Raw genomic sequence first — 13,607 nt, 5'->3', positions numbered from 1 at the left:
GCGCTGGACCCACCCGGCCAAGGGAGGGGCCAGGGACGGAGTCCTTTGACGTTCATCCCACGCGGACATGCCAACGTTGCTGAAAGTAAGCGCACTATGTGCCGCGGTCGTGGAGATTCTCCGCAACGACGTTGATCGCAATCCCCACGCGCCGGCTGGTTGGATGCCCGGGACGCGTGACCGCCGTAATCGCATTGGCAGGGATGTTGTCGGCCAAGGGCACGTAGGCGACGTAATGCCCCCCAAAGCTCATCCGGTTCACGGGCACGGTATTTGTCAGGCAAAAACCGAGTCCCAATCCGATGTACTCCCGGATCGTTTCCACATTTGACGAGCGCAGGCGAGGGGCTTTTTCCACGCCCAATCCGGTAAGGATCCCGAGGATGGAGTCGGCGGTCGGAGGGATATCGAGCAATATCAGCGGAAGGTCCTGGATATCGCGCACGAACACCGAATCATCCGTGGCGCGGGGATGCCCGGCAGGAAGCATGGCATGCATCGTTGCTTTTTGCAGGTCCTGGCAAACCAGGTCCTGTTCGAAAAGGCGGTGGTAAAGGAAGACCACGTCAAGCTGACCGCCACGTAGCTTCTCTTGAAGTTCAACAGCGCTGCCCTCAAGTATTCGCACGCTGATTTCAGGATATTTATCAAAGAAGACCTTTATCAAGGCGGGCATGATCGATGGCGAGAGGGTCGTCAAGCATCCGATTCTGACCAGTCCGCCGATACGGTGTCGTTCGTCCCGGATTGCATGATGGGCAAGGTCGACTGACTCCAAAGCGTTCCGTGCGTGCGGTTCCAGACGCAGTGCCGCCGGCGTGGGGACGACCTTTTGGGCCTTGTTCCGCACAAAGAGCTGCGCGCCGAAGATGGACTCGAGCTGCGCAATGGCCATGGACAGTGCGGATTGCGAGACATGGGATTGCTTGGCGGCTGCAGTGACAGAGCCGTGGTCCAAAACCGCCAAAAAGTACTGCATTTGACGCAGCGTCGCTTCTGCCATCAATTCCCCTTATGTAGACCTTCGCATATATCGACTATACAGAATTCATGATGCGGATCACCATTGAGGGTAGTGAAAGCTTGAGACTAGGAGACAAAGAAATGGGCGATACCAGCGGCCAGAACGGTGCTTTGAGGGCACATGTCGTGACACTGGGAACAGCCGGTGGGCCACGCTGGTGGTCACGTGGCGTCAGGTCAGAGAGATGCGGGATCGGGACTGCGATTGTGGTCGAGGACGGGTTTTACCTCGTCGATTGCGGACATGGTGTCGGGCGTCGCATCCATGAGGCGGGACTGGAATTCAAGGACCTGCGCGGGATATTCATTACGCACCTGCACTCGGACCACACGATTGATTTGGCAAGCCTGGCCCTCTTCGGACTCTACGAGATGGGGTCACGGCTCAAAGACCCCGTACCGATCATCGGCCCCGGCGATAGAGGGATGCTCCCGCCGCTCTCGCCGCGGGCCACAGTGATGCCGGCCTACATCGCCCCGGAATCACCGACGCCGGGAACCAAGGAGACTTTTGCCACCTTGATGAAGGCATTTGCAACCGATCTCAATGACCGAATCATTGATTCCTTGCGTCCCTCGCCGCACGACCTATTCGTTGCCAGTGACATAAAGATCCCGGACGGCATCGGATACCACCCTAACGACAATCCCACACCGGCGATGGAACCTTTTGTCATCCATCAGGATTCGAGGGTCACGGTTTCGGCAATCCTGGTTGAGCACCCTCCCGTGGCTCCCGCCTTCGCCTTTCGCTTTGACTCGGCTGAAGGATCGGTCACGATTTCGGGGGATACCGCTCCAAACCAGAATACGGCCGTTCTCGCCGCAGGCACGGGGTTGCTGCTACACGAGGCCATCGATTTCGACTATATCGACGGGCTGTATGCGCGGAAGGACGATGCCACGTCAATTGCCGCCAGAGACCACCACTACAAGAGCCACACGAGCGCCGCCGACGCTGCTCGCATTGCCACCAAGGCCGGCGCCCAGAGACTGGCACTTCATCACTTGGTCCCGGGAACTGCTTCACCGCTGGTTTGGCAGGACGCGCGCATGAACTTCAGCGGCGAGTTCTTCCTCCCCGATGACCTAGATATCATTCCCTTCGGAAACCAGGAGTAACCATGTCCACGCCCACCACTTCTGAAACGGGTTCCACCGTGCCTTCAAACCTCCAAGGACAACAACCTCAGTTGCAAGCATCATTGAAAACGCCGGAGATGAAGCGGATTCTCGCTTCAAGCTTTATCGGCAGCGCAGTTGAGTACTATGACTTCCTGCTCTATGCCACCGCCTCGGCCATTGTCTTTAACAAGGTCTTCTTCATCAACATGCCGCCGGCCATGGCGACGTTCGCATCCTTTGCAACCTTCGCGGTGGGATATCTTGCACGCCCACTCGGAGGGGCGCTCTTTGGCCACTGGGGCGATCGTGTTGGCCGCAAAAAGATGCTTGTCATATCCATGCTCACGGTGGGATTCGCCACCATGGCGATTGGCATCCTGCCCACCACGGCGACCATTGGAATCGCCGCTCCAATCATTCTGACCTTCATCCGGCTCATTCAAGGCATCGCCGTTGGCGGTGAATGGGGCGGTGCTGCGCTCATGGCTCTGGAACACGCGCCGAAGGAGAAGCGGGGATTCGCTACGTCCTTCGCCACCGCCGGCGGTCCGGCCGGCGCCATCCTGGCCACGCTTGCCCTCTCGGCCGCCTCCGCATTCACCGGGGACAACTTCCTGACCTGGGGTTGGCGCATTCCTTTCCTCTTCAGTGCCGTACTCGTGGTGGTCGGACTCGTCATTCGCCTTAAGGTGTCGGAATCCCCGCTGTTCAAAGGACTTGAAAAAGCCGGTTCCAAGCGGAAGATTCCCTTGGTTGAAGTCTTCACCAACCACCCGAGGGCCGTTGCCGTTGCACTGATTGTCTCGTTGGGATTCGCCGTCACCCAAGGCCTGATGACCGTCTGGGGCGTGGCCGTGGCCACGGAGTCCGGCGCCGACCGGACAGGCGTCCTCAATTGGAAAGCGGCCGCTGCGCTGGTCAATCTGACCATGACCTTTGCCTCGGCTCGCCTCAGTGACAGGTACGGGCGGCGGGCCGTCATGGCCACCGCGGCGATTCTGGGAATGGTGCTGGCCTACCCGATCATCTCCATGCTTGAGAGTGGATCGTTGATTGGCTTCGGCATGGCGATTGTCGTTGGCAGCGGTATCGTCCAAGGCATGCTTTTTGGGCCGGTGGGGGCCTACATCGCGGAGCAATTCCCGACCGACGTCCGGTTCACGGGCGCATCGCTTGCATTCCAGGGAGCGGCGGCGCTCGGCGTTGGATTATCTCCGCTCATTGCCCAGACCTTGGTCATCAACTCCGGTTCGTACCAAACCGTGGGCGTGTTCTGGGGTGCGGTGCTGCTGATGGTGCTGGCGGTGTTGCTCCTCAACAAGGACACTTCCAAGAAGGAACTGCACTAGCGAGGTCCGGGACGAGGTTCGTGGGCGGGAGGGCGCAGGGGCAAAGCTCAGCGTCTGCCCGCCGACGGCGTATCTGGAAGTTATTAGTCAACGGGGAAGCCGCAGGTCTTCGATCATGATTGGGCTCGGCACCAATTACGATTACGACCACAACAACACCGAAGGTTGAAGACGTGGGCTTGAAAAGATGATTAGTTGTTGACCGGTACTAATTCGGCGGACTGTCTGGCCCACAGCTTTGGAAATAAACCGTAAGACCAGAGCCAATGAACGTAAGCCCAACAACTCGGGTGCTGTTGCTGCAACCAACAAAGAAAGTGCAGAGTCTGCGAGTCCGAAGCTTCTGGTCAACTGGTCTCGCCGAACCCCTCGAATGACACCAAGTTTGATGAAGTTTGAGTGAGTCTTTATCCAGATCCTCTTGCTCAGCCCAGTCACTGAATTTCCGATGCAACAGTCAGCGTGTCGAATGCCCGCACGTTGCGATAATCGCACGCCAAGTTAGAATAGTATAAATCTAACGCAAAGGGGGCCTGCAGTGAGTCTGGCAGAAGTAGCTTCACAGGAATCTGCAATCTCGAAGACGCTTGATCGCGGGCTTGTGGCTTTGGAATACATTTCAGATCATCCGGCTGGAGTTACCCTGACCCAGGTTGCCAAGCATCTCGGTGTCCACCGCACCATTGCGCACCGATTGATAGGCACACTTGAGCGCCACAATCTGGTCCGTCGATCGGACACGAAACTGATTTCACCAGCAGCTGGGCTGATTAGACTTGCAGAATCAGTGGATCAAGACCTGCGCACAGTATCTCGGCCGGTTCTCCAAGCCCTGGCCGACAAAGTTGGTGCCACGGCGCACTTAATTGTGGCAACGGGGCAAGACCAGGTTCAGGCGCTGCTGGTGGTGGAGCCCACAAACGCAGTGGCACATATAGCATTCCGCGCGGGCCAGATACATCCAATCCATCAAGGATCGGGAGGGCTAGCGATCCTTTCGGCACGCCCGCCCGTCGCTGGGGAGCGCATGGAGGTCGCGGAAGCTCGAGTTCGAGGTTACGCAACTTCCAGTGCCGAGGTCATCCCCTCGGCGTGGGGACTTTCAGCCCATGTACCAGCCGGGAGCGGGATGGGTGAGTTCAGTGTCGGTGTGACTATTTTCCAGTCCTCATTGCTGGACGTTCTGGCTCCCGAGGTGCTGCGCTCGGCGGCGGAGCTCGGCGGGCTCCTTGGAGGAAGAACTCAATAGCCTTCTGTACTCCAAGCATGAAACATCCCCGGGTGCTGTGGGGAATCGAACGCCACCGCAACACCCGGGGATGCCATCACAGGCGTAACCGCGCTGACTGGATGAATCTTGAATAGACCGGGTCATCGAAACTGCGCGTGGATGTGACCCAGGCGGGGTCCAAGGTATCCGTGATCAATTCTTGTCGGGATTCATCGAACACGACGATTCGATCGGCAATCCGCCATTGTCCATTTCTTTTCTCGAAGCGGTCCACGTAACGGCATCGAATCGTCAGAAGAAGCTGCGATTCCTCACCAGGTTTCCTCTGCTGCCGCAAATAGCACAAACAATAGGACTCGGCATCGGCAATGTCTGTACCCAGGTCAATGAGCACATTGGTGATGAAATGCTGTGACGAGTCGATCGTCCGGTGCCGAACTTCCATGTCCTCTAACAGCCCAGCCACACCGCCGTTGTAGCCGCCGTGGTTGTCATTTGCGTCTTCGAAGTAGCAGGCGGCGACTGCGTCGAAGTCCTTGCGATCAACTGCGCGTGCGTACCTGTAGAGGACCTCAGCGATGGCCTGCTTCTCTGCCAGGCTCATGAGGTTGCACCTGCCCGGTCACGGAGGGCCTCCATTAGCTGTGGAACGACCGTGAATGCGTCACCGACGATGCCCAGATCGGCAATATCAAATATTGGTGCATTTGCGTCCGTGTTGATGGCGATGATCTTCTTGGCGTTCTGCATTCCCACACGGTGCTGGATTGCTCCGGAGATCCCGACCGCGATATACAGTTCTGGCTCGATGATCTGACCGGTTTCACCCACCTGAAGGCTTCTGTCACAGAATCCTGCATCGACGGCAGCACGGGATGCGCCCACTGCCGCGCCCATCAAATCGGCAAGATCCTGAACCAGACCAAAGTTCTCCGCAGAGTTGAGTCCTCGTCCGCCGCCGATGACGATCGGTGCCGAGTTCAGTTCGGGACGGCCATCCAAGACCCGATGTTCGCTCGTGGAGAGCACCACGGCATCGGCATCAGAAGGTACCGCGATACCCATCCTTGTGACCATGCAGCCTACGACGGTCTCCGGGGAATTCACATCCGCCGAAACAGAATCCGGCCGCAGGCAAATCACCGGGGCACCATGGTTGACTCCGGAGGCGACGGAGTATTGGCCGCCGAGGACGGATTGCTGGACAATGACAGCGCCATCGACGAGATCAAGCCCAACGGCATCAATGATCAGGCCCATATTGCGACGAACTGCCAGTCGTCCTGCCAACTCGCGACACTTGATGCCGCTCGATAGCAAGACGGCCCCCACCTTTTCGGCGTCCCCGTCCACCAGCCGGTCCAATGCTGCAGTCAGAGCTGCGAGCTCGGAGGTGATCAGTTGTTCCCCTGCCGGGGTTTCGACGGCGCACAAGGACTCCACCGGGTGCCTCTTCACCTGCTCAACGAGGTTGTCCAAGTGCTCCGCGGAGGCTGCTACGACTGCTACGGGCCGTCCAATTTTCCTGGCCGCTGCAAGCAATCCGGAGAAATCCGGGTGCAATGTTCCTTCGGCGTGGTCTGCATGGACCAGCACGTCCTTGTAGCTCATACGAGTCCTTCTGCTTTGAGGTAGTCCGAGATCCGTTGTCCGGAAAGGCCGTCATCAACAAATTTCTCACCGGAGGACCGGGCGGGATTTTCGATGACTGATCGAACAACATTGGCGCCGACAAGGCGGCCGCTGGGATCGACCTCGCCGACCGTCGCCAATGACGTGGCATCCAGGGTGAGGATCTTCTTGCGTTTGGCAGTCATGATGCCCTTGAAGCCCGGGAACCGTGGTTCCGCGATGTTCTCCGTCACGGAAACCACAACAGGAAGCGTGGCTTGGATCTTTTGGACGCCGTCTTCCAAGATGCGTTCGCCTGTCAGAACGCCATCGACAACGTCGAAGGCCTGTAGTGAGGTAGCCTGGGCCATCTGGAGAAGTTCTGCCAACATTGCCGGAACGGCACCTCCACGACCGTCGGTGGAGGCATTGCCGGCGAGGATCAAATCGACGGAATCGATGGTGCTCAATCCCGCAGCAAGAAGCGTAGCGGTCCAAACCAAGTCTGCCCCGGCAAAGGAATCATCGTTCAGGTGCACGCCACGGTCTGCGCCCAGGGCAAGCCCATGGCGTAGGGAGGCAACCGCCTTGTCCGGCCCCATTGAGACTACGACTACTTCACCGCCGTGCTCGGTACGCAGCTGCAGCGCCTTTTCGAGGGCCCTTTCACTGATCTCGTCGATGACGGCTTCTGCGGGGTCTCGTGTGATTCGCAACGTGTCCGGGTCGACCGACCGCGGTGAAGCCGTGTCCGGAACTTGTTTTATCAGTACTGCAATTTTCATGGTTTTCTCCAGCTGATTCCCGTTGTTAACGCGGATGGTGCGGATAAAGGTTCTTGTCCTGCCTTGGGCGCTTGACTAACTTGCAGCCACACGGGCTGCGGCATGCAAGCCGGCGAGCCGACCAAATGTCAGTGCATGGGCAACGGAATTTCCGCCGCCGACGTAACGTTCGCCAAGGACACCTCCGGCAGCTTCGCCAGCGGCGTAGAGTCCAATGACCGGTTCGCCGAACTGGTTCTGGACACGGGCGTTGGCATCAATTTGCAGTCCCGTGTGAGTGCAGACGAGTTCTCCCGGCACCATCTTCACTGCATAGAAGGGGCCATTTTCAATGGGGGCAAGGCGCGGGTCCGTGCCTTTTGCCTGCAGCGTCTGATGCCGAAGGAAATCGGAATCCACGCCCTCGGTCATCAGCTGGTTGAAGCGAGCGGTGCTGGTCTCCAGCGACCTCGCGTTCACGCCGATTTGTACAGCGAGGCCAGGGAGGGAATCGTCACGGTGGACCAATCCCAGAGCGACCTGGTCGAGGATATTCTCGGAATTCCAGTCTGCATAACCCGAAGGAAGCCTCAAGCGGGCCTCCTCGTCAAAGATCGCCCATGCAAATCCGTCGTTGTCCTTGAGGATTCCCGGACTGATTGCATACGGTGCGTCCTCGTCCATGAACCGACGCCCCTCGGCGTTGACGTACATGCGGGAAGCAGGAGGGAAACCGCTCTGCCAGTGGTGGTAGCGCTGGAAGGACGCGGTAACCAGAAGCAGGCCCCAACCATGTCCAAACAAGGAGAGCCCGTGTTGTCTTGCGAATTCGATGTGGTCGCCTCTGCTGCCCGGTGCTGCAACAGAGAAACCGTAGGTTCCGGCTCCCAGGGCCTCCGGGTAGAGCTCGGCCACCAGATCAGGATTTTGGCCGAACCCGCCGCTGGCGACCAACACATTTGGGGCAGTGACTTCAACGCCATCGGCAATGACCCCGCGAACCTCGCCATCGACGATCAAGAGCTCGCTGACACGCGTGTTCAGGACCAGCTCAGCGTCGAGGCTTCGGCGGGCACGGTCAAGAACCTGGACCAACCCATAACCTTGGTCCTTAGGGACGTGGCCGCGCCATACATCCTCGACGCCTGCACGGGTCAGCCCCGGTTCATGGGCGCTTGAGGACTCCTGTGCGGGCAGCTCCAGCCCAAGTTCCTTCAGCCATTCCACAACGGCTGCTGCTTCCTCGCAGTACGCCATTGTCGGCCCTGGCAGAACCCGCCACTGGTTGAGGTCCATGTAGTGCTGGTAGAAGCGCTCAGCGGTGTCCTCGACACCTAGTTCCCGCTGGACACTGGTTCCGGCTGCCGTCAGCATCCCAGCAGACAGCTGTGTGGAACCGCCGATTTCGGTTTCGGATTCGAAAACTATAACTGACAAGCCCGCCTGTGCAGCAGTTACTGCTGCCGCAAGCCCGGCGCCACCGGCGCCTATAACGATGAGGTCGTAGTCCATTGTGATTTCCTGTCTATCCTTGACCCATTGCAGAGGGGTCGTTAGATGTGCTGTGAGCCGCCGTCGACAGCAATGGTGGTACCGGTAACATATCGGGCGCTGTCGGAAAGCAGGAACAGGAGTGTGCCAAAGACTTCCTCCGGTGCGCCGATCCGGCGCAGGGGAATGGTGCCCAAGGCATTGTCCAGGGCTCCGGGCTGCTCGTGGACCCATCGCGTCATTTCCGTGTCGATGAAGCCGGGGGCAACCGCGTTGACGCGGATATTGTGCGGTCCAAGCTCGACAGCGAGGCAATTGGTCAGGTGCTTGACGGCGGCCTTGCTCGAGTTGTAGGCACCGCGGGTCACTCGAACACGGACGGCGGCGACCGACGCCATGTTGATGATGGAGCCGCCACCATTTTCCTTCATGTGGCGCGCGGCGGTCTGTGCACCGAAGAGCACACCGTTGAGATTGACCTGGTAAGTGGAGTTGATCTGCTGGGGGGTGATGTCCAGGATCTCGGCCTGGGGGAAAATGCCCGCGTTGTTGATCCAGAAATCGACACGACCGAACTTGTCGAGAGCTGTCTGCAACAAGGCGTCGTGGGCTTCGGGAACAGTCACGTCAACGGCTGTGCCGATGACTCTGCCTGCCGTTTCGCTGGAGTTGTGCATCGCGTTGAGGTCGGCCGCAGTCTGCACCACATCGGCTTCATTGATATCAGCGGCAACAACGTGAACGCCTTGACGGGCCAACCCGCGTGCAAAAATCGCGCCCATGCCACGGGCAGCACCGGTGATGACTGCAACCTTGCCGGCAAGTTCCGGGTGGATCGCAACCATCGGAGTGGTGATGCTTCGGGTCGGGTTCTCGGTCAATACTGTCATTTTTGCTTTCCTTTGTTTTCCAAGATGACTCGTCGGCACAAAACTCGCCAACCGCCATCGGTTTTCATCAGCTCATCCTCAATGGTGGTCAGCCGGAGGATCTGGACATCGCCGTTCCGGTGTGTCTGAACGACCATCAAATATGCAGTGGAGGTAGCTCGATCAGTGGAGTCCATGCTCGTGATGTGGGCATTTGTGATGACATGACGGGCCAACGGGGTGTTGTGGGCAAAACTCGCAGCGAAGGACGCGAGTTCCTCGCGCCCCACCACGGGGCCGGGGTAGCTCGGTGATTCGAAACGACCGTCCGGTACGAAAGTCTCGGCCCAGGTCTGCGCGGCACCAATGTCAATGGCACGGGACTGTGCCCCATACAGCTGAAGTACGGCCAACATCGTCCGCTCAAAATTGTCCACAAGATCCTCCAATAGCCACCTCGTCCACTATCCAACTCATGAACTTGCGATAAACGCACTCTGTGTGCGAATTTAACCCTAACCCGAGTGTGCGTCATCACAAAGTCAGGAGGGTGCTCCGGTGGTGAGTGCAGGAAACATTGGCCGGATCGCAGCTTGCCTTCTTGCGTTCCGTGACTTTAGGCACATAGAATACGAGTCGACGCAAGCGTGTTGCGTTATTCGCACTCCTGATTTCAGCGCAGGACGGTTTAAGCTCGCACCGAAATATGGATTTTTTCCTGTTGCACCGGTGCGATATCCAATTGGCACCATCACCGGACTATGCGTCACATCCGACGCATTATCTTATTTGGTCTCTGATCCCTGAGGAATAAACATGGATTCAACAATGCAAGCGTTGCCCCCTGAAAGTACCGAGAAGCCGAAGCAGAAACCGGCACAGGTAATCAAGGCCGCTGTTATCGGTACCGTGGTCGAGTACTACGACTTCGGCATGTATGGCTACATGGCCACAATGATTGGCGCCCAGTTCTTTGTGGCGCATGATCCCGCCGCCGCACTGCTGGGCACCTTTGCGGCCTTCGCCGTCGCGTTCTTCCTTCGCGTCCCGGGCGGCATCTTCTTCGGGCACATGGGCGACAAGTACGGGCGCAAGAAGGCCTTGTCTTGGACTATCTTGCTGATGGTCGCTGCCACCGTCCTAATGGGTCTGCTACCTAGCTACGCCACTCTCGGTGTGTGGGCAACAATCCTTCTGGTGCTGTGCCGCTGCTTGCAAGGTTTTGCGGCAGGCGGCGAACTGGCCGGGGCCAATGCCTTTGTGGCCGAATCGGCTCCCGCAAAGTGGCGTGCAACCCAGACATCTTTGGTCAACACGGGCACTTACCTAGGCTCGCTGATCGCCTCGTTGGTGGCTCTTGGCGTCAACACGATGTTTACCTCCGAGCAGGTCATGGAATGGGCCTGGCGCGTTCCCTTCTTGCTGAGCCTCCCGATTGGCATCATCGGCGTGATTATCCGTAACAAGATGGAAGACACTCCCCAGTTCGCGGAACTTGAAGAGAAGGGTGAGATTGCGAAGCTGCCCATCAAGGAACTCCTGCGCACCTCCAAGCTCAACCTCATCAAGATCATCGGGTTGGGTGCACTCATCACGGGCGGTTACTACATTGCCTCGGTATACGCCGCCACGTATTTGCAGACGGTTGGCGGGCTTTCGGCCCGGGTTGCATTCCTGTCCACTTCCCTGGCCTTGGTCTTGGGCGTGATCACACTCCCCATCGCAGGCTATTGTGCGGACAAGTTCGGTCGTAAGATCGTGCTTGGCACCGGCTCCGCCTGCGCGCTAATTCTTGGGATGCCAATGTTCATGTTGATGTCCAGCGGAGTTGCTTGGCAGGCCACCATTGCCCAGTCAACGCTGTTCATTTGCGTGTCCATCGTCAACGGCGCGTCATACGTTGCCTATGTTGAAATGCTCAAGGCTTCCGTCCGCTACAGCGGACTTGCACTGGGTAACAACATCACGAACATGTTCCTTGGCGGCACTGCGCCATTCATCGCGACTCTGTTGATCAGCGTGACAGGCAACACGATGGCCCCGGCCGGATACTTTGTTTTCTGCGCACTCCTGACGCTGGTCACGGTCTTCTTCGTCAAGGAGACCAAGGGCATCGAGTTGCAGGGCGACTAGAGAATGGAACGGTGCGTCGCACACGACGAATTCGCAGGAAAGAGCATTCTGATCACCGGTGCTGCCAGTGGGATGGGGCGGGCCGAAGCACTTGCCGCAGCCCAAGGAGGCGGAAAAGTCTGGATCGCTGACGTCTCGGAAGATGGCGCAGCCGTAGCCGACGAAATCCGGGAGGCAGGCGGATCGGCCCAATTCCATCAACTCGATGTCACTGATTGCGCGGCTTGGGAAAAGTTGGCGATGACCATTCAACGACGTGATGGCAAGCTTGACGGCTTGGTCAACAACGCCGGAATCAGCTTTCGCAGCAATATCATGGATACTTCTCCGACCGACTGGCTGCGTGTCATGGACATCAACCTTAACAGTGTCTTTTACGGCATGAAAGCCATGGCACCGTTGATTCAAGCCGCAGGAGGTGGTTCCATCGTGAATATCTCATCCATCGCGGGCATGTTGGGCTACTTCGCCGCGGGCTATGGAGCCAGCAAGTGGGGGGTGCGCGGCCTGTCCAAGGTGGGCGCGCTGGAATTCGCGGACATGGACATTCGCGTGAACTCGGTGCACCCCGGATTGGTGGATACGCCGCTGCTGAATTCCGGGTCGGCAACATTCGTGGAACAGAGCTTGGGCTCTGTCCCCGCTGGCCGATTGGCCCAAGCAGAGGAGATCGCCGACGTCGTCATGTTCCTGCTGTCGGACAAGTCACGATACGTTACCGGCACAGAGATCGTGGTCGATGGCGGCCTCACTTCCGGAGGTCTGTACCACCGCATCCTTCAGGATCTTCATGAAGGAACTTCGGTCAGGTAGCTCCGAATTCTTTTGGGGTGGGCATTAACGTTGGTGCCCACCCCAAATTTCGCCTTACGCTGGTCGGCCGACTCGACGGCATTCTTAGCCGAACTCATGTTTTTTGTTGTAAATGAAAGGAAGCCTTCGTGGTGACGTCAAAGACGAACCCGTCCAAGGAACACGTGTTGTCCAAAATGGGGCCACAGACCAGGAAGATAGCTATCGCGGCCGCAGCTGTGGTGCTCATTGTCCTCGTGGTGGCTTCGGCGAAATGGCTTCGGGGTTCGGGAACCATCGACGGATTCCTGACTGTGTATCCGGGGCACGCTATGCTGCCGACGACCGCGCCAACAGGTTTTCCTTCGTGGCTCGGCTGGCAGCATTTCTTGAATCTGTTCTTCCTGGTGCTGATCATCCGCTCAGGATGGCGAGTGCGTCGGGTCTCGCGTCCGGACGCCTATTGGACCAGGAATAACAGCGGCTTGATCAGGACCAAAGGGGCTCCGGGAAAGATCAGCCTCGACCTGTGGATTCACCTGCTCCTTGATGCTTTCTGGCTCATCAATGGTGTGGTGTTTGTCGGACTTCTCATCGCCACCGGGCATTGGGTGCGGATCGTCCCGACCAGCTGGGATGTCTTTCCAAATGCGCTCTCGGCCGCTCTTCAATATGCTTCACTCGACTGGCCTACAGAGAATGGATGGGTTTCATACAACGCATTGCAGCTCTTGGCATATTTCCTAATCGTTTTCGTGGCCGCACCCTTGGCATTCATGAGCGGTATCAGAATGTCCGGCATATGGCCACAGAACAACAGGCGGCTGAACAAGGTCTACCCGATGACACTTGCCCGAGCTGTGCATTTCCCCGTCATGATCTTCTTTGTAGTCTTCGTCGTGACACATGTTTTTCTGGTTCTGGCTACTGGCGCTCTGCGAAACCTTAACCATATCTATGCTGGCGCGGACGACAACGGATGGCTGGGATTCTGGCTGTTCTTGGGTTCACTGGTGGTCATTTCAGCTGCGGTTGCTCTGGCCCGGCCAGTCTTCATCCGTCCCATCGCGTCCTTGATGGGAACGGTGTCCAAGCGATGATTGTGCTGCGGTTTCCGGCCCGATAGCTTGGGGAACGCTTTCGGAGGACATATCCAGTAGTGTCTTGCGGAACCGGAAGTAGATTTCGATTGTCGCCGTCAATGGGACTAGTGGAGCAC

Annotated in this window: 13 protein-coding genes; 6 read left to right on the top strand and 7 right to left on the bottom strand. The window is 58.0% G+C overall.

All coding sequences use genetic code 11. The annotated features are described in order from the left end of the window. Positions 1 to 94: 94 nt before the first annotated feature. A complete protein-coding gene (locus DQ353_RS15945) occupies positions 95 to 1,003 on the bottom strand; it encodes a LysR family transcriptional regulator (RefSeq protein WP_113763966.1) in 909 nt (302 codons plus the stop codon). 47 nt (positions 1,004 to 1,050) lie between these two features. Here DQ353_RS15945 and DQ353_RS15940 point away from each other — a divergent pair, with 47 nt between their 5' ends. From DQ353_RS15940 to DQ353_RS15930, 3 genes are all read left to right on the top strand, one after another. Further along, positions 1,051 to 2,145: an MBL fold metallo-hydrolase gene (locus DQ353_RS15940; protein ID WP_286166853.1), complete on the top strand. Its 1,095-nt coding sequence runs from the start codon at positions 1,051 to 1,053 to the stop codon at positions 2,143 to 2,145. Between the two features lie 2 nt (positions 2,146 to 2,147). Further along, on the top strand, positions 2,148 to 3,497 hold the full coding sequence (locus DQ353_RS15935; RefSeq protein ID WP_113763964.1) for an MFS transporter: 1,350 nt from the start codon (positions 2,148 to 2,150) through the stop codon (positions 3,495 to 3,497). A 538-nt stretch (positions 3,498 to 4,035) separates the two neighbouring features. Further along, positions 4,036 to 4,746 carry an IclR family transcriptional regulator gene (locus tag DQ353_RS15930; RefSeq protein WP_220094031.1) on the top strand — a complete coding sequence of 237 codons (711 nt, stop codon included), beginning with the start codon at positions 4,036 to 4,038 and terminating at the stop codon, positions 4,744 to 4,746. A gap of 76 nt (positions 4,747 to 4,822) precedes the next feature. Here the strand turns inward: DQ353_RS15930 and DQ353_RS15925 are convergent, their stop codons facing one another. From DQ353_RS15925 to DQ353_RS15900, 6 genes are all read right to left on the bottom strand, one after another. Then, entirely contained in the window at positions 4,823 to 5,332 is a 510-nt protein-coding gene (locus DQ353_RS15925) for a nuclear transport factor 2 family protein (RefSeq protein ID WP_113763962.1), read from the bottom strand. Beyond that, entirely contained in the window at positions 5,329 to 6,339 is a 1,011-nt protein-coding gene (locus tag DQ353_RS15920) for an electron transfer flavoprotein subunit alpha/FixB family protein (protein WP_113763960.1), read from the bottom strand. Before DQ353_RS15920 ends, DQ353_RS15925 begins: the two co-directional genes overlap by 4 nt. Beyond that, positions 6,336 to 7,124: an electron transfer flavoprotein subunit beta/FixA family protein gene (locus DQ353_RS15915; RefSeq protein ID WP_113763958.1), complete on the bottom strand. Its 789-nt coding sequence runs from the start codon at positions 7,122 to 7,124 to the stop codon at positions 6,336 to 6,338. The genes DQ353_RS15920 and DQ353_RS15915 overlap by 4 nt, the downstream gene beginning before the upstream one ends. 75 nt (positions 7,125 to 7,199) lie before the next feature. After that, positions 7,200 to 8,615, bottom strand: coding sequence for an FAD-dependent oxidoreductase (locus DQ353_RS15910; RefSeq protein WP_113763956.1), 1,416 nt, complete (start codon positions 8,613 to 8,615; stop codon positions 7,200 to 7,202). A gap of 41 nt (positions 8,616 to 8,656) precedes the next feature. Beyond that, complete coding sequence (locus DQ353_RS15905) at positions 8,657 to 9,484, bottom strand: SDR family NAD(P)-dependent oxidoreductase (RefSeq protein ID WP_113763954.1); 828 nt, start codon at positions 9,482 to 9,484, stop codon at positions 8,657 to 8,659. Further along, entirely contained in the window at positions 9,481 to 9,900 is a 420-nt protein-coding gene (locus tag DQ353_RS15900) for a nuclear transport factor 2 family protein (protein ID WP_220094030.1), read from the bottom strand. The genes DQ353_RS15905 and DQ353_RS15900 overlap by 4 nt, the downstream gene beginning before the upstream one ends. Before the next feature lie 379 nt (positions 9,901 to 10,279). Here DQ353_RS15900 and DQ353_RS15895 point away from each other — a divergent pair, with 379 nt between their 5' ends. The 3 genes from DQ353_RS15895 to DQ353_RS15885 all read left to right on the top strand — a co-directional run bounded on the left by DQ353_RS15895 (position 10,280) and on the right by DQ353_RS15885 (position 13,488). Next, a complete protein-coding gene (locus DQ353_RS15895; RefSeq protein WP_181578440.1) occupies positions 10,280 to 11,596 on the top strand; it encodes an MFS transporter in 1,317 nt (438 codons plus the stop codon). Positions 11,597 to 11,599: 3 nt separating this feature from the next. Next, positions 11,600 to 12,409, top strand: coding sequence for an SDR family NAD(P)-dependent oxidoreductase (locus DQ353_RS15890; RefSeq protein ID WP_113763950.1), 810 nt, complete (start codon positions 11,600 to 11,602; stop codon positions 12,407 to 12,409). A gap of 176 nt (positions 12,410 to 12,585) precedes the next feature. Further along, positions 12,586 to 13,488, top strand: coding sequence for a cytochrome b/b6 domain-containing protein (locus DQ353_RS15885; RefSeq protein WP_113764022.1), 903 nt, complete (start codon positions 12,586 to 12,588; stop codon positions 13,486 to 13,488). Positions 13,489 to 13,607 lie beyond the last annotated feature (119 nt).

This window comes from Arthrobacter sp. AQ5-05 (assembly GCF_003287975.1).
Lineage (GTDB): Bacteria > Actinomycetota > Actinomycetes > Actinomycetales > Micrococcaceae > Paeniglutamicibacter.
Note: the sequence above shows the minus strand (reverse complement) of the source record. Positions and strands in the feature narration are given on the sequence as shown.

Excerpts from the sequence above, each read along its gene's own strand:
- DQ353_RS15885 (WP_113764022.1), top strand. The coding sequence starts at position 12,586 with ATGGGGCCACAGACCAGGAAGATAGCTATCGCGGCCGCAGCTGTGGTG.
- DQ353_RS15920 (WP_113763960.1), bottom strand. The coding sequence starts at position 6,339 with ATGAGCTACAAGGACGTGCTGGTCCATGCAGACCACGCCGAAGGAACA.
- DQ353_RS15915 (WP_113763958.1), bottom strand. The coding sequence starts at position 7,124 with ATGAAAATTGCAGTACTGATAAAACAAGTTCCGGACACGGCTTCACCG.
- DQ353_RS15905 (WP_113763954.1), bottom strand. The coding sequence starts at position 9,484 with ATGACAGTATTGACCGAGAACCCGACCCGAAGCATCACCACTCCGATG.
- DQ353_RS15910 (WP_113763956.1), bottom strand. The coding sequence starts at position 8,615 with ATGGACTACGACCTCATCGTTATAGGCGCCGGTGGCGCCGGGCTTGCG.
- DQ353_RS15890 (WP_113763950.1), top strand. The coding sequence starts at position 11,600 with ATGGAACGGTGCGTCGCACACGACGAATTCGCAGGAAAGAGCATTCTG.
- DQ353_RS15945 (WP_113763966.1), bottom strand. The coding sequence starts at position 1,003 with ATGGCAGAAGCGACGCTGCGTCAAATGCAGTACTTTTTGGCGGTTTTG.
- DQ353_RS15895 (WP_181578440.1), top strand. The coding sequence starts at position 10,280 with ATGGATTCAACAATGCAAGCGTTGCCCCCTGAAAGTACCGAGAAGCCG.
- DQ353_RS15935 (WP_113763964.1), top strand. The coding sequence starts at position 2,148 with ATGTCCACGCCCACCACTTCTGAAACGGGTTCCACCGTGCCTTCAAAC.
- DQ353_RS15925 (WP_113763962.1), bottom strand. The coding sequence starts at position 5,332 with ATGAGCCTGGCAGAGAAGCAGGCCATCGCTGAGGTCCTCTACAGGTAC.
- DQ353_RS15940 (WP_286166853.1), top strand. The coding sequence starts at position 1,051 with ATGATGCGGATCACCATTGAGGGTAGTGAAAGCTTGAGACTAGGAGAC.